The sequence below is a fragment of the Nocardioides sp. S5-5 genome, assembly GCF_054954065.1.
Genome location: NZ_CP199913.1, coordinates 1,634,801 through 1,654,190, shown reverse-complemented (window position 1 = coordinate 1,654,190; position 19,390 = coordinate 1,634,801). Strand labels below are relative to the sequence as shown.

General features: G+C 71.4%; 18 protein-coding genes and 1 pseudogene. 1 reads left to right on the top strand and 18 read right to left on the bottom strand.

Going from position 1 to position 19,390, the window contains the following annotated elements:
- Nucleotides 1-10 precede the first annotated feature (10 nt).
- The 7 genes from ACUP6Y_RS07815 to rplS all read right to left on the bottom strand — a co-directional run bounded on the left by ACUP6Y_RS07815 (nt 11) and on the right by rplS (nt 7,026).
- Nucleotides 11-2,131, bottom strand: a complete 2,121-nt coding sequence (locus tag ACUP6Y_RS07815) for a hypothetical protein (protein ID WP_462555222.1) — start codon at nt 2,129-2,131, stop codon at nt 11-13.
- A gap of 1 nt (nt 2,132) precedes the next feature.
- Nucleotides 2,133-2,615 carry a TadE/TadG family type IV pilus assembly protein gene (locus tag ACUP6Y_RS07810; RefSeq protein ID WP_462555221.1) on the bottom strand — a complete coding sequence of 161 codons (483 nt, stop codon included), beginning with the start codon at nt 2,613-2,615 and terminating at the stop codon, nt 2,133-2,135.
- A 146-nt stretch (nt 2,616-2,761) separates the two neighbouring features.
- On the bottom strand, nt 2,762-4,573 hold the full coding sequence (locus tag ACUP6Y_RS07805) for a TadG family pilus assembly protein (protein ID WP_462555220.1): 1,812 nt from the start codon (nt 4,571-4,573) through the stop codon (nt 2,762-2,764).
- Between the two features lie 122 nt (nt 4,574-4,695).
- Nucleotides 4,696-5,004 carry a DUF2469 domain-containing protein gene (locus ACUP6Y_RS07800; protein WP_141799600.1) on the bottom strand — a complete coding sequence of 103 codons (309 nt, stop codon included), beginning with the start codon at nt 5,002-5,004 and terminating at the stop codon, nt 4,696-4,698.
- A 10-nt stretch (nt 5,005-5,014) separates the two neighbouring features.
- Complete coding sequence (locus ACUP6Y_RS07795; RefSeq protein ID WP_462555219.1) at nt 5,015-5,692, bottom strand: ribonuclease HII; 678 nt, start codon at nt 5,690-5,692, stop codon at nt 5,015-5,017.
- Nucleotides 5,693-5,704: 12 nt separating this feature from the next.
- Nucleotides 5,705-6,574 (bottom strand): signal peptidase I, encoded by an 870-nt coding sequence (gene lepB, locus ACUP6Y_RS07790; protein ID WP_462555218.1) that lies wholly within the window; start codon nt 6,572-6,574, stop codon nt 5,705-5,707.
- Between the two features lie 89 nt (nt 6,575-6,663).
- Entirely contained in the window at nt 6,664-7,026 is a 363-nt protein-coding gene (gene rplS, locus ACUP6Y_RS07785; protein ID WP_462555217.1) for a 50S ribosomal protein L19, read from the bottom strand.
- 177 nt (nt 7,027-7,203) lie between these two features.
- On the opposite strand from rplS, the gene ACUP6Y_RS07780 reads away from it, so the two are divergent.
- Nucleotides 7,204-8,406 carry a Fic family protein gene (locus tag ACUP6Y_RS07780; protein WP_462555216.1) on the top strand — a complete coding sequence of 401 codons (1,203 nt, stop codon included), beginning with the start codon at nt 7,204-7,206 and terminating at the stop codon, nt 8,404-8,406.
- Between the two features lie 59 nt (nt 8,407-8,465).
- On the opposite strand, the gene ACUP6Y_RS07775 is transcribed toward ACUP6Y_RS07780, so the two are convergent.
- The 11 genes and pseudogenes from ACUP6Y_RS07775 to ACUP6Y_RS07725 form a co-directional block, all read right to left on the bottom strand.
- On the bottom strand, nt 8,466-9,722 hold the full coding sequence (locus tag ACUP6Y_RS07775; RefSeq protein ID WP_462555215.1) for an ammonium transporter: 1,257 nt from the start codon (nt 9,720-9,722) through the stop codon (nt 8,466-8,468).
- 118 nt (nt 9,723-9,840) lie between these two features.
- A complete protein-coding gene (locus ACUP6Y_RS07770; protein ID WP_462556659.1) occupies nt 9,841-10,335 on the bottom strand; it encodes a GNAT family N-acetyltransferase in 495 nt (164 codons plus the stop codon).
- Between the two features lie 36 nt (nt 10,336-10,371).
- A pseudogene (gene trmD, locus ACUP6Y_RS07765) lies at nt 10,372-11,043 on the bottom strand (tRNA (guanosine(37)-N1)-methyltransferase TrmD); the annotation flags it as partial.
- Nucleotides 11,040-11,594, bottom strand: coding sequence for a ribosome maturation factor RimM (rimM, locus tag ACUP6Y_RS07760; protein WP_462555214.1), 555 nt, complete (start codon nt 11,592-11,594; stop codon nt 11,040-11,042). The pseudogene trmD and the gene rimM, both read right to left, overlap by 4 nt.
- 66 nt (nt 11,595-11,660) lie before the next feature.
- Complete coding sequence (locus tag ACUP6Y_RS07755; RefSeq protein ID WP_308086155.1) at nt 11,661-11,900, bottom strand: RNA-binding protein; 240 nt, start codon at nt 11,898-11,900, stop codon at nt 11,661-11,663.
- A 4-nt stretch (nt 11,901-11,904) separates the two neighbouring features.
- Nucleotides 11,905-12,381, bottom strand: coding sequence for a 30S ribosomal protein S16 (gene rpsP, locus ACUP6Y_RS07750; RefSeq protein WP_462555213.1), 477 nt, complete (start codon nt 12,379-12,381; stop codon nt 11,905-11,907).
- Nucleotides 12,382-12,545: 164 nt separating this feature from the next.
- On the bottom strand, nt 12,546-13,628 hold the full coding sequence (locus tag ACUP6Y_RS07745) for an amidohydrolase family protein (RefSeq protein ID WP_462555212.1): 1,083 nt from the start codon (nt 13,626-13,628) through the stop codon (nt 12,546-12,548).
- A gap of 25 nt (nt 13,629-13,653) precedes the next feature.
- Nucleotides 13,654-14,022, bottom strand: a complete 369-nt coding sequence (locus ACUP6Y_RS07740) for an NYN domain-containing protein (protein ID WP_462555211.1) — start codon at nt 14,020-14,022, stop codon at nt 13,654-13,656.
- A gap of 38 nt (nt 14,023-14,060) precedes the next feature.
- Nucleotides 14,061-15,629 carry a signal recognition particle protein gene (gene ffh / locus ACUP6Y_RS07735; protein WP_462555210.1) on the bottom strand — a complete coding sequence of 523 codons (1,569 nt, stop codon included), beginning with the start codon at nt 15,627-15,629 and terminating at the stop codon, nt 14,061-14,063.
- Between the two features lie 83 nt (nt 15,630-15,712).
- A complete protein-coding gene (locus ACUP6Y_RS07730) occupies nt 15,713-17,962 on the bottom strand; it encodes a [protein-PII] uridylyltransferase (RefSeq protein ID WP_462555209.1) in 2,250 nt (749 codons plus the stop codon).
- Entirely contained in the window at nt 17,959-19,260 is a 1,302-nt protein-coding gene (locus tag ACUP6Y_RS07725; RefSeq protein WP_462555208.1) for an ammonium transporter, read from the bottom strand. The genes ACUP6Y_RS07730 and ACUP6Y_RS07725 overlap by 4 nt, the downstream gene beginning before the upstream one ends.
- Nucleotides 19,261-19,390 lie beyond the last annotated feature (130 nt).

Sequence of the window (19,390 nt, the reverse complement as noted above, 5' to 3'; positions counted from 1 at the left end):
GACGACCGCGTCAGCCGATGAGCTTGGGAATCCCGCCGCAGCCGACGCCCGCCCCGCGCTTCACGCTGTAGAGGTCGGCGCCGGCGCCAGAGAGCCCGAGCAGCGGCATCAGCTGACCCAGCTGGTTGTTCAGCAGCGTGACGAGGTTGGCGTTCAGACCCGAGACGATGCCGTTGAGCGCGGACTGGAGAACCCCGCCGACGGCACCCAGCCCCGGCAGCGTCCCGAGATCCTTCAGGTCCAGGTCCACAAGGTGGCTCGTGACGGTGTCGTAGCCCGTGCTGGGATGCCAGGGCCCGGTCGGCAACCCCAACAACGTGTCGCGCCACCGCGACTTGTAGGTCAGCGACACCTGGGCCTTCCCGCTGAGCTTGGGCAACGGGAGCGGGAGGTTGCCGAGCGAGATCGGCTGCGCGGGGTCCGGGACGCTCACCGGGTTGTCGGTCGCCAGGTCGGTCGAGCGGTCGTTGGCCGGACTGACCAGCTGGGGCGTGCCGTGCCCCGTCATGCCGGGTGAGTCCGAGACGAGATCGGCGCGGACGTTGTTGAGCGTGACCGTCAGCGCGTAGTCCTTCGTGTCGTACTTCTTCCCCCCGAGGAGGAGGCCACCGAGGATGTCGAGCACGTTCGACAGGATCGGCAGGTGCAGCACGTCGTTCAATAGGTTGAGGACGTCGTTCAGGATCGGCACGCTCAACGATCCGTCCACTCCCAACGGCACGCTGAGGTCGATGCCGAGCAGGCCAGCCACCGCGTCCACCGTTGTCTTGTCGGGCGGACCGCACTGGTCGATGCTCGTCAGCACGCCCTTCGCGTTGCCGACGCCACCCGACAAGACGATCGGGCCGACTGAGGCGTTGAGCTGGCCCTGGACGAGCGGGTTCGTGGTCGCGTTCACGACCGGCAGCGTCGTCTTGTCGAGACGCAGGGTGACGCGGACCTGAGACTGGTTGATGCAGGCGCCGTACATGGGGTTCGCGGTGTCGTTGATGACCGCGCAGTCGTCGGTGGCGTTCGGCCAGGGGTGCCCACACGCCTTCTGCATCCCCTGGATCGCCGAGAGCTCGATCTTCCCGGCCAGCGGGAGGACGGGCGCCAGGTTGAACGGGATCTCCGAGGTCACGAAGCTCTTGCCGTTGGCGATGGCCAGCGACGGCGTGATCAGCTCGAGGACGTTGATCTCGGTGGCCAGCGACGCCCTATCGCCGGCGTCGATGCTGATCACGTCGGAGATGACCACCGTGGCATCGAGCGCCAGTCCGGCGCCGACGTCGAGCAGACCCTTCAGCACCGAGATCGCGGCAGCAGTGTTGGTGGAGCCGCTGCCCTGCTTCTTCTCCAGCGCGATTAGCGTGGCGTTCAGCAGGGTTCCGACGCTGATCCCGGTCGGCGAGAGCAACGCCTCAGGCGTACCGATGCTGGGATCGGCCTCGATCAGGTCGAGCAGGGAGACACTCCCGGTCGCCAGACCCTTGTAGTTGAGCACCTTGAGGTCGGTGGCGATGCCGAGCCAGTTGGCCAGCGGGCCGAGGATGCTGTCGCCGAGCGACAGTGCGGCGGCGTACGAGCCCATCTCGAAGCACATCGTCCGGTCCGGCAGCTCAGCCACCGCACTCCGGATGCCGCCGCCCCCGGAGACTCCGGTGACGCCGGAGAAGGCGAAGCCGGTGCGCGACTTCGCATACACCTTGACCTTCTTCGGTACGACGCCCGCGTCCCAGGTGACCTCACCGTCGCCGTCCAGGAACTCCCAGCAGGCGCCGACGTCGACCGACTTGAGGTCCAGGCTGCCGCTGCCGGCGTTCCCCGGGCTGCGATAGCAGGACCCCGTCGTCGTGATCTCGTCCCCGAGCGTCGTGTTGTTGCGTTCGATCGACGCGGTCAGTCCGTCGGTGAAGTCCTTCAGGACGTAGTCGCCGATCGGCTTGTCCGTGAGCAGTCTGACCAGGTCGAGCGCGGCCACGTCCGCCACCGACTGCATGTCGGTGCGGACGGCCCGCTGCTGACCGAGGTCGATCGTGAACGCGGCCGACACGGCGAGCACACCGGCCATCAGCGCCGCCACCAGGACGGCGGTCGCTCCACGCTCGTCGGGGTCGCCGGGCCCCCCGGGCCCGCCGCCGATCCGCATCTCAGCTCACCCTCGCACTGGCGGTGTAACGAAGCTTGCCGCCGAACCCGAAGGTGAACCCGGGGACGAGCGCCTTATGATCGACGATGACGGTGACCCACACGCACGTGGCCCCGGGGCCGCACTCCATGTCCGGGTCTGTCGGCTTGGCGCCGGGTGGCCGGTAGGTCGTGCCGATCTTGATGTCGCAGGAGCCGCAGGACTGACCGTTCTTCAACTCTCCCTGCGAACGCAGTGCGGCTTCGGCTGCCGTCTGCGCGTCGACCACCTTGTCGGCGTCCGTGGACTTCTGGGACACCGCACCGGCACGGGCGCCCTCGGCCGCGGCCTGGCTCACCGACTGACGGGCACTCAGGATGTCGCCGAAGTTGATGATGCCGAACACCAAGGCCGCCAGGATCGGCAAGATGAGCGCGAACTCGACCGCGGCCGCTCCCCGGTCACGGCGCGCAGACGCACCCGTCCCCAGCACACAATGCCTCATCAGCCGGCCTCCCCGACTCGCCTCCCATGTCGCCCCCGAGTGGCGTGCGGCTCACAGTAGTGGCAACCGCGGCGGCGGGGGAACGAAACAGGGTTCATTCGAGCCGCCCGGAGGAGGGGTCCTAGTTCGTTCGGACTACGCCCGGATCAGCCCCGCAGCGCCGGCCGCCCGCAGTCCATCGGAGGCTGGCTGAGGAGCACCACGTCGGCACCCGCGAGCCGCAGCCCCGCCAGCGAGAGCAGTGGCGCGAACACCTTGTGGGTGAGACTGGCGGGATCGGCGAGGGAGAACGAGGCGTTGACGACCGCGTCGACGACGGTCTTCGCGATCAGCAGGCGGCTGGCATCCGGCACCAGGAGGCCGAGGTCGGCGCCGGCCCAGATGCCGGCGAGCGGGATGCTGGCCTTGGCCGCGACGTTGACCGAGACACCCGTCTTCAGCGTGGTCGACGCGCTCAGGCTGGCCGACTGGGTGGCGTACGGCGTGTCATAGGACTGCGGCGGTACGTCGATCGCGAACGGCACCTTCGCCGTCCGCCCCAGGGTCACGTCGATGGTCGAGGCGTTCGCGTTGCGCACGGTGATTCGCACGGCGACGTCGAGCAGCCCGATACCGGCCACGCTGACCCGCACCGTCGAGTCGAACGCCGCCTCGGAGAACTGGACGTCGCGCAGGGTCAGGCTGGCCAGCTTGTTGCTGACGTCGAGGCCGATGCCCGGGCTCTCCCCACAGCGCACCGAGGTCAGCGTGCTCTCCGTCGAGGCGACCGAGAGCGTGAACGGCATGTTGCTCCACATCGGTGCGGTCAACGTCGCGGGAGCGAGGGTGACACCGGCGATCGTGGGGACCTGCGTCGTCACGGTGACCGGGTTCAAGATGCCCTGACCGGAGACGTTGATCTGCTCGGTGTCGGCCGCGGACCCGGTCGTGAACGACGACCCCGGCCGCCCGCAGTACAGGTGCGGTCCCTGGATCACCTTGACCTTCACGCCGAGGAAGCTGAGCCGCTCGAGCACGTTGTTGACGTACAGGTCGACGGCGTTGGTGCCGTTGACGGCGTACAGCGAGCCGACGACCAGATCCAAGACGTTGGCCCGCAGGGCGGCGAGCGCGCCCGAGCCGGAGTCGATGCCGAGGATCCTGCCGAGCTGTACGGTGCGCCCGGCGTTGGTGAGGCTCGCCATCGTCGCGAGCATCTGGAACGCGACGGCGTTGCCGGGGCCGACGGCCACCTTCAGCGCGTTGTAGTAGGCCCCGAGGTCGACGGTCGCGGTGGCGAGCTGGCTGACCGAGGCGAGGCCGAGCGCGGTGGCCACGGGCCCGAGCGCGACGGTGGCGCCGACCAGTCCCTGGTAGCCGATCGCCTGGCCCACGCCGTACCCGTTGGAGAAGACGCCGGTCTGCTCGGCGAGCTTGTCGATGAGCGGATCCAGGACCGCGGAGCTGCGCGTGTCGACGGCGGCGGCGTAGGAGCCGACCGAATAGCAGGCGGACTGGACCGCGTTGGCGACAGCGGTGCGGCTCACGGTCCCCGAGCTGTCACCGAGGACGCCGGCGAAGGCGAAGTCGACGGTGGCCGTGGCGCGCACCCGGACGGCGGTGGGCACGCCCGTCGCGACCGGGTGGAACCCGCCGCCGACGCCCACGTCCCCGAGCTCGACCGCCAGACGTACGTCGCGCCCCAGGACGCCGCGGTTGCGCGCGAGCGCGGTCCGTGACCGCTCGGTCATGACGGGCGTCAGCTCGGCCACCGAGCGACCGCCCAGCTCGCGGGCCAGGTCCAGCGCCACCACGTCGGCGACGGCCTGGACGTCGGAGCGCGACACCCGCATCGCGCCGAGGTCGACCGCGAACGCGGCGCTGACCATCAGTACGACGACGAGCAGGCTCGCCAGCAGCGTCACCGCGCCGCGCTCGTCCGGACCGTTCGGCCCCCTGCGCCATGCCCGCAGCCCCAAGGCGTCCTCCCCAGTGCGCCGTCACGCAGAGGGCAGCTGCTCGACCCTCCGTCCCAGAAGTACGGCGGACGGCGTGCCGAGCGGAGGACAACGCGGAGAATCAGGACGAAGTCCCGCCGCGGTCAGGGCTTGGGCAGCTCCAGGTCGGAGGTCGCCAGCTCCTCGACGTTGACGTCCTTGAAGGTGAGCACCTTGACGTTCTTGGCGAAGCGCGCGGGCCGGTACATGTCCCACACCCACGCGTCGGCGATGGTGACCTCGAAGAACACGTCGCCGCCCTCGGAGCGGGCCTTCACGTCGACCGAGTTGCACAGGTAGAAGCGGCGGTCGGTCTCGACGACGTACTTGAAGATGCCGACGACGTCGCGGTACTCCCGGTAGAGGTTCAGCTCCTGCTCGGTCTCGTACTTCTCGAGCTCCTCGGCACTCACGGCATCGACTCTAGCCCTCTCCCCCTGGCAGCGGCTCCAGTCCCGCCGCGCGTCGCACGTTGACGAACCTCATCCGGTGGATCGGCGAAGGCCCGTGCTCCTCCAGCGCCGCGGCGTGGATGGCGGTGATGTAGCCCTTGTGGGTCTTGAAGTCGTACGCCGGCCACTGCTCGTCGAGCTCGAGCATGATCCGGTCGCGGGTGACCTTCGCGAGCACCGACGCGGCGGCGACGCAGGCGGCGACCCGGTCGCCCTTCCACACGGCGAGGCCGGGGGCGCCGAGGCCGTCGACCGGGAACCCGTCGGTCAGCACGTACGACGCCGGCAGGTCCAGCTTGGCGACCGCCTGCCGCAGCGCCTGGACGTTGGCGACGTGCATGCCGAGTCGGTCGCACTCGTCGTGCGGGATCACCACGACCGACCAGGCCAGCGCCCGGCGCACGATCTGGTCGTAGCAGCGCTCCCGGGCGGCGGCGGTCAGCAGCTTGGAGTCGGCGAGGCCGGGGACGATCCCCGCCTTGCCGGCGGGCAGGATCGCCGCGCCGGCCACCAGTGGGCCGGCGCAGGCGCCGCGGCCGGCCTCGTCGACCCCGGCGACCGGCTCGAAGCCGTGGCGCCGCAGCGCACGCTCGTAGCCGTAGATGCCGGCGTCGCGCCGGACCGTCGCTCCCCTGGGCAGCGTGGACATGCCCGGCGCCTCCTAGGTCCCGGGGACGGCGTCGGCCTTCTTCGCCTTCTCCAGCAGGTCGGCCGACGGGTTGTCGGGAACGCCCTCGAACACCTCGGGGCGGCTGATCCAACGCCAGCGGTCGCGGGGCCAGATCAGGGTGAAGACCTTGCCGACGACCAGATCGGTGTCGACCCACGGGCTCTGGGTGCAGGGGTCCTCGTCGCGGCTGCACAGATGCGCCCGGGAGTCCGCGGAGTGGCCGCGGTTGTCGCCGAGGACCAGCAGCTTGCCCTTCGGGATCGGCCCGATCACCCAGTCGCACGGCTGCGACTGACCACCCTCACGGGCGCCGATGAAGTCGTCGATCTCGGCGTTGCACCGACCCGGATCGGGGCCCAGGTAGCCGGACTCGTCGATGGCCTTGCCGTTGACCTTGATCCGACCCTGGTCGTCGCAGCACTCGATGACGTCGCCCTCGGTGCCGATGACGCGCTTCACGAGGTGCCCGCCGGTCGGGTAGAGGCCGACCTTGGACAGCAGATTCGCGACGCCGGTCGGGCCCTGGCTGTCGCTCGGTCCGAGCCACTCGCCAGGGTCCCGGAACACGATGACGTCGCCGCGCTTCGGCGTACGGCCGAACCAGTAGGACACCTTCTGGACCAGGATCCGGTCGTTCTTGACCAGGCCCGGCTCCATCGACTCCGACGGGATGTAGAAGGCCTGCACGAACAGCGCCTTGATCACGATCGCCAGGCCCAGCGCCACCGCGAGCAGCAGGATGCTCTCCTGCCACACGGGCAGGTGCTTGCGCTGCGCGGACGAGGACCGGGAGTCCGCCTCGTCGGTCGCCTTCGGGTCAGGGACCTCGGCGGAGTCCGGGGCGGAGTCGTCGGTCGTCACGAGGTAGGAGTCTAGGAGCACGTCCCAGACCGAACGCACGAAGGCCCGACCGTGCCGGTCGGGCCTTCGTGGTAGCGCTGGAGCGGAGGTCAGACCTCGCGACGCTCCTTGATCTTGGCCTTCTTGCCGGTGAGGTTGCGCAGGTAGTAGAGCTTCGCGCGACGCACGTCACCGCGGGTGACGACCTCGATGGACTCGAAGATCGGCGAGTGGAGCGGGAAGGTCCGCTCGACACCGACGCCGAAGGAGACCTTGCGGACGGTGAAGGTCCGGCCGATGCCGGAGCCGTGCATGCGGATCACGACGCCCTGGAACACCTGGACACGCGAGCGGCTGCCCTCGATGACCTTGACGTGGACCTTGACGGTGTCACCGGCACGGAAGGCCGGGACGTCGTCGCGCTTGGCGGCGTTGCCGAGGTCGGTGACCACGGCGGGGGTGGGGTTGCTCATTGCTCTCCTCGCGAATGCGCACAGGTCAGCCGCGGTTGACGGTGATGGATCGGATCAGGCGTCCCGGTCGGCGATTCCCCTGTGGCAGAAGCGTCCGTGACACCGACCAGCAATCCTCCCACAGCCCGACGCGCGGGACGAAATCCGCTCGTGACACGGACCGGAGAGGATGGCCCCATGGATTGGGCGCCGCACACGTACGAGCCACGGCCCTGGCGGCAGCGGGTGCCCCGGGGGCCGCGTGCGGACCGGCTGGTGCGCGAGATCGACGTCGCCCTGCCGCCGTACGTGCGCGACCTCGAGCTGCCCCTGGACCGGTCGCTGAGCGCGATGACCACCGCGAGCGTCGGCGACCTGAGCCATCTCGACCTCGTGCATGGCCGCACCCTGCGCGCCCTCAACCACCTCCAGCTGCGCACCGAGGCGGTCGACTCCTCGAAGATCGAGAACGTCGACGCGAGCCTCGCCGACTACGGCCGCGCGCTGCTGGGGGTCGGGGCCAACGCGTCGGCGGTCTCGATGGCGTCGGCGACGGCAGCGCTCACCCGGATGATCCGGGATGCCGACGCCACCCGATCGATCCGGCCCGAGGCGATCCTGCGCGCCCATCACGACCTGTTCCGGCGCAACCCGTCGGAGGCGCACCGGGCCGGGACGTTCCGTACGACGCAGAACTGGGTCGGCGGCAGCGACTGGTCCCCGCTCGGGGCGCTGCACGTGCCGCCGCCCCCGGAGGCGGTGCCGGGCTACCTCGACGACCTCGTCGCCTACGCCGACCGCGACGACATGCCGCCGGTGGTCCAGGCCGCGATCGTGCATGCGCAGTTCGAGTCGATCCACCCGTTCATCGACGGCAACGGCCGGATCGGACGCGCCCTGATCCATGCGGTGCTGCGCCGACGGCGAGCCACCCGTCATCTCACCGTGCCGATCGCGTCCGCCCTGGTGGCGCACCGCGAGCGGTACTTCGCGGCACTCGTCGACTATCGCCGCGGCACGGCCGCCACGATGATCGCGATGCTCGCCTCGGCGGTGCGGATCGCGACGGCCGAGTCCTGGGCGACCGCGACCCGCCTGCACGCGATCCGCGAGGACTGGGCCGACACCGTGGGCGGCTCGCGCCCCGGCACCACCCTGCACCGGGCGCTCGACCTGCTGACCGAGGCGCCGATCGTGAACGCCGCATCGGTGGCCGAGCGCATCGACGTACCCGTCTCGGAGGCAGCCTCGGCGATCGACAGGCTGACGAGCGCCGGGGTGCTGCGCCGGGCACCGCGTTCGCACCGGGCTCCGGTGTGGCTGGCCGGCGCAGTCCTCGACGAGGTGGCGGACCTGAGCACGCGGATCCAGGGGTCGTCGCGCCGGATGCGCGAGTCATAGCGCGACGGCAGGCCCGCCCCGGGAGCCGGGACGGGCCTGCCGCGACGCGCAGACGGCTCTCAGTCGAGCGCGTAGCCCTCGCCGTGCAGAACGAGGTCGATGCCGGCGATCTCGTCCTCCTCCTTGACGCGGAAGCCGATCGTCCTCTCGATCGCCGTGGCGAACACGAAGGTGACCACGAACGAGAAGGCGATGACGGTCACCGACGAGAGCAGCTGGGCGAGGAAGAGCTTGACCTCGCCGCCGAACAGCAGGCTGCCGCCGGTCAGCGCCTCGGCGCCGAAGATGCCCACCCACAGGCAGCCGATGAAGCCGGCGACCAGGTGGATGCCCACCACGTCGAGCGTGTCGTCGAAGCCGAGCTTGAACTTCAGATCGACCGCGAAGGCGCAGATGGCGCCGGAGACGAGACCGAGCACCATGGCCCAGACGGGCGTCAGGAAGGCGCAGGCCGGGGTGATCGCGACCAGGCCGGTGACGATGCCGGACGCGGCGCCGACCGCGGTGGCCTTGCCGTCCTTGAACGCCTCGACGGCGATCCAGCCGAGCAGCGCGGCAGCCGGGGCGACCAGGGTGTTGAAGAAGATCAGCGAGGTCTGGCCCTCGTCGGCGCCGTAGACGCCGGTGTTGAAGCCGTACCAGCCGAACCACAGGATCGCGGCGCCGATGAGCACCAGCGGGACGTTGTGAGCGACCGTCTCCTCCTTGGAGAAGCCGATCTTGCGCTTGCCCAGGACCAGCGCGAGGGCGAGCGCGGCCGCACCCGCCGACTGGTGGATCACGGTGCCACCTGCCCAGTCGAGCGCGCCCTGGCCCAGCCCCCACACGTCGTTCGCGAGCCAGCCGTAGAACGTGCCCTCGCCGTCGACGCCCCAGATCCAGCGGAAGGTCGGGAACACGACGAACGTGGTGAACAGCGTCGCGAACAGCATCCAGGGCCAGAACCGGGCACGGTCGGCGACAGCGCCGGAGACCAGCGCGACCGTGATGATGCAGAACGCCACCAGGAAGGCGTGCCCACCGAAGGCGTTGCCCGCCTCACCGCCGCCGACACCGGACATGAGGTCGCTCATGCCGAAGTCCTGGAACGGGTTGCCGAACAGCTTGCTTCCGCCGCTGGTCCCGTTGCCGGCGATGCCGGTACCGCCGATCAGGACGTAGAGAAGGGCGACCACGGCGATCGAGCCGAAGCTCAGCATCATCATGGACACGACGGACTTCTGCTTGACCAGGCCGCCGTAGAAGAACGCCAGGCCTGGGGTCATGAACAGCACCAGGGCGGCGCACAGCAGCTGCCATGCGAGATCGGTAGTCATAAGCGAACCTCTGCTCTACTCGGGAAACGTGGCGCGAGGCAGCAGCCCTGCTGCCGGCATCCGAGGAGAGCATCGCGGCGCGGAGTTTCGCCGGGGTGCGGCGTAGGTTTCGGACCGGTTACAGGTCGCCCGGTTGCGTGACGGCCGGGTGACGGCGGGCGTCCCCGGTCGGCACCTTCTTGGTCAGCGTGACCGTGTGCGGGGGTCCGGGCAGACCGGCGCGCAGCCGGAACCCCGCCTTCTTGTACAGCCGCTGGTTGCGGGCACTCGCGGCCCCCGTGAACAACAGATACGACCTCACCCCGGCCGGCGCCACCGCCTGGATGTGCTCGAGCAGGATCCGCCCCAGCCCGCTGCCCTGCAGGTCGGGCGCCACCATGACCCGGCCGATGTCCCAGGTGTGCTCGCCCTCGAGCCGGCCCCGCACGGCGCCGACGAGCCGCCCGGCGCGGCGTACGACATAGGTGTCCCACTCCCCGATCCAGGCACGGACGTCGTCGAGCGACTCCTGCAGGGCGGGGATGTCGAGGGTGTCGTTGGCCTGGGCCTCCTGGACCCAGCAGGCCCGCTGGAGGGTGAGGATCTCCCCCGCGTCGCCGGGGGTGGCCCGCACGATCGGGGTCCCGTCGTCGAGCACGCACGGCGCGAGCAGGTCGGGGCGGCGCTCGGCGGTGCGTCGTAGGGCCTGCTCGTGGCGCCAGGCCGCGATCTTGCCGTGGTCGCCCGAGCGCAGCACGGCGGGCACGTCGTGGCCGCGCCACTGCGGCGGCTTGGTGTAGACGGGGTACTCCAGCAGCCCACCCTCGGCGTGCGACTCCTCCACCAGCGACGCGGCGTTGCCCATGAAGCCCGGCAGCAGCCGGACCACGGCCTCGGTGATCGCCAGGGCCGCCACCTCGCCGCCGTTGAGGACGTAGTCGCCGAGGCTGATCTCGCGCACCTCCGCGACCTCGCGCGCGTGGTCGATCACCCGCTGGTCGATGCCCTCGTAGCGCCCGCACGCGAAGACCAGGCGCTCGCGGGTGGCGAGCTCCTCGGCCAGCCGCTGGTCGAACCGCTCCCCCGACGGGGTCGTGAAGACGACGGTCGTGCCGGGCGTGAGCAGCTCGTCGAACGCCTCACCCCACGGCTCGGGCCTCATCACCATGCCGGCGCCGCCGCCGTACGGCGTGTCGTCGACGGTGCGGTGCCGGTCGTGGGTCCACCGCCGCAGGTCGTGGACGCCGAGCTCCAGCAGCCCGCTCGCCGCCGCCTTGCCCGGCAGCGAGAGCTCCAGGGGCGCGAAGAAGTCGGGGAAGATGGTGAGGTAGTCGAGCCTCACGCGTCGTCCCCGTCGTCGGGGAAGGGCGTGACCAGGCCGGGCCGGTCGGCGATGACGACACGGCCTCCGGCGAGGTCGACCTCGGGCACCAGCGCGCTCACGAACGGCACCAGTGCCTCCCGGCGGTCCGGGGTCGAGATCCGGAGCAGGTCCTGGGCGCCGTGGGTCAGGCCGACCACCTCGCCGAGGTGCGTGCCGGCGAGGTCGTAGGCGGCGAGGCCGACCAGCTGGTGGTCGTAGAACTCGTCGGGGTCCTCCGGGCTCTCGTGAGCGGGTACGACGGCGCGCAGCACCGCGCCGCGCGCCGACTCCGCGGCCGTGCGGTCGGGCAGCTCCTCGAAGCTGGCGAGGAGCACGCCCTGATGCCAGCGGGTGCGGCTCACGGTGAGGGTGCGGGCGGCGAACGCGGAGCCGCGCGGCGCCTCGACCTGGAGCACCGCGCCGTCGGCGTACCGGCGCTCGGGCTCGTCGGTGCGCACGTCGACGGTCACCTCACCGCGGATGCCGTGCGGCTTGCCGATCCGGCCGACGACGACCTCGAGCGATTCCATGTGGGCATTCTCCCGGAGATGCGAGCGACCCCGCACATCGGTGCGGGGTCGCTCGGACTGTTCAGCTCAGCGGCGGTCGGTGTCGACGAAGTCGATCCGAGTGCCGCTGTTCCCGGCGATCGCGGAGATCACGGTGCGGAAGGCGGTCGCCGTGCGACCGCTGCGACCGATCACCTTGCCGAGGTCGTCGGGGTGGACCCGGACCTCGAGCACCGAGCCGCGGCGCAGCTGCTTGTCGCGCACGACCACGTCGTCGGGGTGGTCGACCACTCCGCGGACGAGGTGCTCCAGCGCGTCGGCCAGCATCGGCTCAGGCCTCGGCGTTCTCGGCGGCCGGGGTCTCGGCGGTCTCCGCGGCGGGCGCCTCCTCGACCTTCTCCTCGACCTTGTCGGCCTTCTTCTCGGCCTTCTTCTTCGCGGTGGTCGCCGAGGCCTTCGGCTCGCTGGCGGCCTCCTTGAGGGCCTCGTTGAAGATCTCGAGCTTGTCGCGCTTGGGCTCCTTGACCTTGAGGGTGCCCTCGGCGCCGCCGACGCCCTTGAACTTCTGCCAGTCACCGGTGATCTTGAGGATGGCCTCGACGGCCTCGGACGGCTGCGCGCCGACGCCGAGCCAGTACTGCGCCCGCTCGGAGACGACGTCGATGTACGACGGGTCCTCCTTGGGGTGGTACTTGCCGATCTCCTCGATCACCGCGCCGTCGCGCTTCTTGCGCGAGTCGACGATGACGATGCGGTACTGCGGGACCCGGACCTTGCCCAGGCGCTTCAGACGAATCTTGACGGCCACGTTTGTGGTGTCTCCTTGAGAACTGGTGGTGGGTGAGCCAGGACGGCCAGGTGGGGAACACCGGCGCCCGGACTCGGACGGGTCCTGCCACCACCGGTTGAGAGGGACCGGACGTCGCAGAACTCAGTCGGACAGTCTGCCACGGCTCGGCGGCCGGACCGAAATCAGGCCACGACCCGACCTCGCAGGACGACGCGCGACGGCTCGATGAGCACCGAGAGATCCTCGACCGGGTTGCGCGGGTAGATCACGAAGTCCGCCGGGTCGCCCTCGTCGAGGCCCGGGTTCCAGCCGAGCCAGGCCCGGCCGCGCCACGAGGCGGCGCCGAGGACGTACTCGTTGGGCAGGCCCATCGCCGCCATCGCCAGGATCTCCTCGTGGAGCACGCCGTGGCGCGCCGACCCGCCGCCGTCGCTGCCGACGTAGAGCGCCACCCCGGCGTCGTACGCATCCATCAGGACCGCGCGCCGGCGGGCGTGCAGCGACTCCATGGTGGTGCTGTACGCCGGGAACCTGTCCCGCGCGGCGGAGACGAACTCCGGGAACTTGTCGGTCTGCAGCACGGTCGGGACCAGCGCGACACCGCCGGCGACCATCTGCTCGATGTGCGCGCTCGTGAGCCCGGTGCCGTGCTCGATGCAGTCGATGCCGGCAGCCAGCAGCGGGGCGATCGAGTCGGCCCCGAAGCAGTGGGCGGTCACCTTCGCCCCCTGGGCGTGGGCGACCTCGATCGCGGCGATGACCGCGTCGGCGGGGAAGGACGGCATCAGGTCGCCCTCCTCGCGAGAGATCCAGTCGCCGACCAGCTTCACCCAGCCGTCGCCGTCGAGCGCCTGCTCCGCCACGGTCGCGACCAGGCCGTCGGGCTCGACCTCGACGCCGTAGCCGCGCAGGTAGCGGCGGGTGCGGGCGACGTGGCGCCCGCAGCGGATCAGCCGCGGCAGGTCCTCGCGCTCGTGGACCCAGCGGGTGTCGGCCGGCGAGCCGCAGTCGCGGGTGAGCAGCACGCCGTTGTCGCGGTCCGCGATGGCCGTCCGCTCGATCTCGGCGTCGTCGACCGCTCCCCCGTCCTCGAGGCCGAGATGGTTGTGGGCGTCGACCAGGCCCGGCACGATCCAGCCCTCGCCGGCGCTCTCGGCACCCGCCAGCCCGGCCGGGCGCTCGTAGCTGATCCGGCCGTCGACGACGTACACCTCCCGCGTCTCGCCGTCGGGCAGGACCGGACCGGAGAACCGCAGCGCACTCACGTGGCCGACGCTACCGGGCGCCGCATCAGAGCCGCGAGAGCAGCCAGGTCGGCGAGAGCGTCGTCGCCCCGACCCCATGCACGCGCGCGTCGAGCGCCCGGTCGGCCGTGACCACCACGACCCGACCGGTGCTCTCGGCCGCCTTGCGGGCCTCCGCGAGGATCGTGGCGTCGCCGTCCTTGGGCGCATGCACGGTGCGGACATGGGCGTCGCGGCCCGCGCGTACGCCTCCCTTGGCCTGACCCTCGAGGACCAGGACCACGACGTCGTACTCGATGTCGGCGACAAGGAGCTGCTCGTGGAGGCGGGCCGCGGCGCCCGACCGGTCCTTCCACCAGCCGTCCGGACGCGCGCCGACGACGTTCGCCCCGTCGACGATGAGCGTGGAGGACATCTCGTCTCCTGACCTACTCGGTTTCGGCTCGCCGGCCCTCACTTGAGGAACTTGGAGAAGTCCTTCGGCAGCTGCAGGTTCTCGGCCGCCGCCTCGTAGTCGATGTCCTGGCCGATGCCGAACGGGTTCGGCTTCGCCTCGGCGGCCTTGGCCTTGGCGGCCGCGGCCTCCTGCGCCGCCTTGGCCGGGTTGCCGGAGCGGCGCGCGCCCTTGCCCTTGGCCTGCTTCGCCTTCTGCTTGGCGCTGACCCGCTTCCCGCCCCCGGGGCCGCCCATGCCGGGCATGCCCGGCATCCCGGGCATCCCGCCACCGCGGGCCATCTGCATCATCATCTTGCGCGCCTCGAAGAAGCGGTCGACGAGGCCGTTGACGTCGGAGACGGAGCGGCCCGAGCCCTTGGCGATGCGGGCCCGGCGCGAGCCGTCGATCAGCTTGGGGTTGGCGCGCTCGGCGGGCGTCATCGAGCGGATGATCGCCTCGATCCGGTCGATCTCGCGATCGTCGAAGTTCTCGAGCTGCTCGCGGATCTGGCCCATGCCGGGCAGCATCCCGAGGATCTTCTGCATCGAGCCCAGCTTCTTGAGCTGCTGCATCTGGGCGAGGAAGTCGTCGAGGGTGAAGTCGCCCTGGGTGAGCTTCTCGGCGGCCTTGAGGGCCTCGTCCTGGTCGAAGGCCTTCTCGGCCTGCTCGATCAGGGTGAGGACGTCGCCCATGTCCAGGATGCGCGAGGCCATCCGATCGGGGTGGAAGACGTCGAAGTCGGTCATCTTCTCGCCCGAGGAGGCGAACATGACCGGCTTGCCGGTGACCTGGCGGATGGACAGCGCGGCGCCACCGCGGGCGTCGCCGTCGAGCTTGGTGAGGACGACGCCGTCGTACCCGACGCCGTCGAGGAAGGCCTGCGCGGTGATCAGCGCGTCCTGACCGATCATCGCGTCGACGACGAAGAGCACCTCGTCGGGCTGCACGACGTCGCGGATCGCGGCGGCCTGGCCCATCATCTCCGCGTCGACGCCGAGGCGACCCGCGGTGTCGACGATGACGACGTCGTGGAGCTTGCGCTTGGCCTCCTCGATCGAGGCCCTGGCCACGGAGACCGGGTCGCCGACGCCGTTGCCCGGCTCGGGCGCATAGACGGGTACGCCGACCTTCTCGCCGTTGACCTGGAGCTGCTGGACGGCGTTGGGACGCTGCAGGTCGCAGGCCACCAGCATCGGGGTCTTGCCCTGCTCCTTGAGCCACAGCGCGAGCTTGGCGGCGAGCGTGGTCTTGCCGGCGCCCTGCAGGCCGGCGAGCATGATGACCGTCGGGCCGGACTTGGCGTAGCGCAGCCGGCGGGTCTCGCCACCGAGGATCGCGACCAGCTCGTCGTTGACGATCTTGACGACCTGCTGGGCCGGGTTCAGCGCCTGGCTGACCTCCTCGCCCCGGGCGCGCTCCTTGACCGCGGCGACGAACTCCTTGACGACCGGGAGCGCGACATCGGCCTCGAGCAGCGCGATCCGGATCTCCCGGGCGGTCGCGTCGATGTCGGCCTCGGAGAGCCGGCCCTTGCCGCGGAGGTTCTTGAAGGTCGCGGCGAGGCGGTCGGACAGTGTGGCGAACAAGAGCGAGTCCTCGAGGGAGACGGAAAACGGCCAGGTTCCACTCTAGATGACTCGCCGACGGGCATGACCGGTCCGGGTCGACCTCAGCGCGGGCGTGGCGAAGGTACGCCGGCCCCGCCGACCGCCCGGCGTACCGCATGGGCGGCCGCGGCCGCCCGGGTCTCGGACAGTGCGCCCGCGGCGACCTCCTGGACGTAGAACACGTCCACGGCCTGCGGTCCCAGGGTGGAGATGTGCGCGGAACGGACCGTCATGTCGAGGGCCGCCAGCGCCGCGCTGACGAGGTGGACCACGCCGAGGCGGTCGGCCGCCCGGACCTCGATCACGGTCGCGTGATCGCTCGCCTCCGGGCGAACGACGACCGCCGGATCCAGCTCGCCGGGCACCTGCCGTGCCGCCAGCCGGGCGGCGGGGTCCACCCGACGCGAGGTCACCGCGTCCAGCTGGTCGCCGAGGGCACCGGGGTCGAGGCTGCTCTCGGCGACGTCCCAGATCGAGACGGCGAACTCCCCCTGCGACCACAGCCGGGCGGCGCGCACGGTCACCCGGCGCAGCGCGAACACCGCGGCGACGTCGGCGAGCAGGCCGACCCGGTCCTGGGCCACGACCGTGACCCGCGAGCCGTCGACCACCGGCTCCACGACGATCGAGACGTCGCCGTCGACGACGCCGGGCGGGACCGGGACCTCCTCGACCGTGAACGCCGGTGGCGCACTCCCCCGCTCCAGAGCGGCCCGGGCCCGGCGGGACAGGTCGAGGACCAGGCCGGCCCGCCACGACGACCAGGCCTTGGGCGAGGCCGCCTTCGCGTCGGCCTCGGTGAGCGCGGTCAGCAGGGCCAGCTCGTCGGGGCCGTCGACGTGCTCGAGGAGGGTGTCGATGGTGGCCGGGTCGTCGGGGTCGCGCGTGGTGGCGATGTCGGCGAGCAGCAGGTGCCAGCGCACCAGCAGAGCGATCAGCTCGACCTCGCGGGGCTCGAAGCCCATCCGGGTGGCGATCGCGCGCGCGATCGGGGCGCCGGCCACGCTGTGCTCGGTCAGCTCGCCCTTGCCGATGTCGTGGAGCAGCGCGGCCACGACGAGCACGTCGGGCCGCGACACGTCGCGGATCAGCGCGGCCGCCTCGACGCAGGTCTCGATGACATGCCGGTCGACGGTGAAGCGGTGGATGGTCGAGGCGTGCGGCAGCAGCCGGATCCGCTCCCACTCCGGCAGGATCCGGTCCAGGGCGCCGGTCTCGTCGAGCGTCTCCCACACCGGCAGCAGCCCGGGCCCGGCCGCGAGCAGCCGCACCAGCTGCCGGCGTGCCTCCTCCGGCCACGGCTCGGGCAGCGGCGGGCACTCGCGGACCAGCCGGGCCGCGGTCGGCGGCGCGAGCACGACGTCGCGCACCGCCGCCTCCGCGGCCGCACGGAGCAGCAGCACCGGGTCAGCGGCCGGCTTCACGCCGGCCTGGAGCACGATCTCGCCCCGCGAGAGCGCGACGCCGGGCGCCACCCGCTCCAGCTCCGGGCGCCGCGGCCGGGCCGCCGGGGTGCGTCGTACGGCGTCGTCGGCACGGCGCCAGGCCAGCCGCGACAGGTGGGTCACCCGTCGCCCGAGCTCGCGCACGTAGCGCTGCGCGGATGCCTCGTCGGACAGCCCGAGGGCCTCGGCGAGCGGACCCCAGTGCTCGGGGGCGATCCGGTCGGAGGCCCGGCCGGCTGCGGCGTGCAGCAGGTCGCGGACGTCGAGCAGCTGCTGGCGGCAGCGCTCCAGGTCGGCCGCCGGGACGTCGACCAGCCAGGTCGCGGTGAGGCTCTTGAGCACGGTCGCGTCGCGCAGCCCGCCCTCGGCCTCCTTGAGGTCGGGCAGCGAGAGGTGGGCGAGCTCGCCGACCAGCCGGTGCCGGCTGCGCACCAGCTCACGCAGCTCCGGCAGCCGCTCACGGGCCTGGCGCCGCCAGTGGGCGAGCGTGGTGGTCCGCAGCCGCAGTGCCAGGCTGTGGTCACCGGCGATGTGGCGCACGTCGAGCAGCCCGGACGCCACCCGCACGTCGTCCTCGGCCGCCGCGAGCATCTCCGGCAGCGTACGGACCGCGTGGTCGAGGTTCTCCCCCGAGTCCCACAGCGGGTACCAGACCTTGCTCGCCAGCTCGTGCCAGCGCTCCTCGTCGACGCCCTCGTCGGCCACGAGCACCACGTCCAGGTCAGAGTGGGGCGCCAGCTCGGCCCGCCCGTAGCCGCCGACCGCCACCAGGGCGACGCCGGTGTCAGGGCCGCCCGCGGCGTCGTACGCACCCAGGCACAGGGCGTCGGCCGCCTCGGTCCGGGCGGCCCGCTCGGCTGCGGTCATCCCTGGCCGTGGCCGAAGTGGGGGCGGGCACCGCCGGTGGCGGTGTGCAGGTCGTAGGCGGTCTCGGCGTGGATGGCCAGGTCGACGCCGGCCACCTCGTGCTCCGCGTCGACCCGGAAGCCGACGGTCCGCTCCAGCACCCACACCAGCAGCGCGGTCATGGTGAAGGAGAACACGAGGGTCACGCCGGCCGCGACCAGCTGCCTGCCGAGCTGGTCGACTCCCCCGCCGTAGAGCAGGCCGTCGACGCCGGTCACCGAGGACGACGCCAGCAGGCCGATGAGGATCGTGCCGACCAGGCCGCCGACGAGGTGGACGCCGACGACGTCGAGGGAGTCGTCGTACTTGAAGGTGTACTTGAGCCCGACGGCCAGCGCGCAGATCGAGCCGGCCGCGACGCCGACGAGCATCGCGCCGAACGGGGTGACCGAGCCGCAGGACGGCGTGATCGCGACCAGACCGGCCACCACGCCGGACGCGGCGCCGAAGGAGGTGGCGTGGCCGTCGCGGAAGCGCTCCACGCCGAGCCAGGCCAGCAGCCCGGTGCAGCCGGCGAGCAGCGTGTTGACGAAGACGATCGCCGCGGTGTTGTCGGCCGCGAGCGCGGAGCCGGCGTTGAAGCCGAACCAACCGAACCACAGCAGGCCCGCGCCGACCATCACCAGGGTCAGGTTGTGCGGCTTCATCGGGTCGCGCCCGAAGCCCACCCGGCGTCCCAGCACGAGCGCCGCGGCGAGTCCCGCGGCGCCGGAGTTGATCTCGACCGCCGTACCTCCGGCGAAGTCGAGGGCGCCCAGCCGCCCGGCCATCCAGCCGCCGCCGAAGATCCAGTGCGCGACCGGGGCATAGACCAGCACGGTCCACAGCGCCGCGAACAGCAGCCAGGTCCCGAACCGGGTGCGGTCGGCGATCGCGCCGGCGATCAGACCCACCGTGATGACCGCGAACAGGCCCTGGAAGGCGGCGAACAGGGTGATCGGGTACGACGCGTCGGGGTCGGCCTCGAGCATCCCCTTGAACCCGAGGAACTGGGTCGGGTCGCCGACCAGCCCGCCGCCGAGGCCGTCGCCGAAGGCCACCGAGTACCCGACGAGGACCCACACCACCATGACGACCGCGAGGGCCCCGAAGACCATCATCATCATGTTGAGGACGCTCTTGGAGCGGACCATGCCGCCGTAGAAGAAGGCCAGGCCCGGCGCCATCAGCAGGACCAGGGCGGCCGCGGCGAGGAGCCAGGCGGTGTCACCGGCCGCCGAGGCAGGTGCGGCGGCGGTGACGAGGAGCAGATCGGGCACCCCGACACTGTGCGGGGACTTTGTTTCGCACGTGTAACGCGTCTCCCGGCACCGGTTACGCGCGGGTGAAGCCGGTGCCGCAACACAACGTCATTCGTTCCGTGGGCGATCGCCCACGGAACGAATGACG

What these genes read in the sequence shown, in the direction of transcription:
- ACUP6Y_RS07815 (WP_462555222.1), bottom strand. Translation starts at nt 2,131, where the DNA reads ATGCGGATCGGCGGCGGGCCCGGGGGGCCCGGCGACCCCGACGAGCGT.
- ACUP6Y_RS07810 (WP_462555221.1), bottom strand. Translation starts at nt 2,615, where the DNA reads ATGAGGCATTGTGTGCTGGGGACGGGTGCGTCTGCGCGCCGTGACCGG.
- ACUP6Y_RS07795 (WP_462555219.1), bottom strand. Translation starts at nt 5,692, where the DNA reads ATGTCCACGCTGCCCAGGGGAGCGACGGTCCGGCGCGACGCCGGCATC.
- rplS (WP_462555217.1), bottom strand. Translation starts at nt 7,026, where the DNA reads ATGAGCAACCCCACCCCCGCCGTGGTCACCGACCTCGGCAACGCCGCC.
- ACUP6Y_RS07780 (WP_462555216.1), top strand. Translation starts at nt 7,204, where the DNA reads ATGGATTGGGCGCCGCACACGTACGAGCCACGGCCCTGGCGGCAGCGG.
- ACUP6Y_RS07775 (WP_462555215.1), bottom strand. Translation starts at nt 9,722, where the DNA reads ATGACTACCGATCTCGCATGGCAGCTGCTGTGCGCCGCCCTGGTGCTG.
- rimM (WP_462555214.1), bottom strand. Translation starts at nt 11,594, where the DNA reads ATGGAATCGCTCGAGGTCGTCGTCGGCCGGATCGGCAAGCCGCACGGC.
- ACUP6Y_RS07755 (WP_308086155.1), bottom strand. Translation starts at nt 11,900, where the DNA reads ATGCTGGCCGACGCGCTGGAGCACCTCGTCCGCGGAGTGGTCGACCAC.
- ACUP6Y_RS07740 (WP_462555211.1), bottom strand. Translation starts at nt 14,022, where the DNA reads ATGTCCTCCACGCTCATCGTCGACGGGGCGAACGTCGTCGGCGCGCGT.
- ACUP6Y_RS07730 (WP_462555209.1), bottom strand. Translation starts at nt 17,962, where the DNA reads ATGACCGCAGCCGAGCGGGCCGCCCGGACCGAGGCGGCCGACGCCCTG.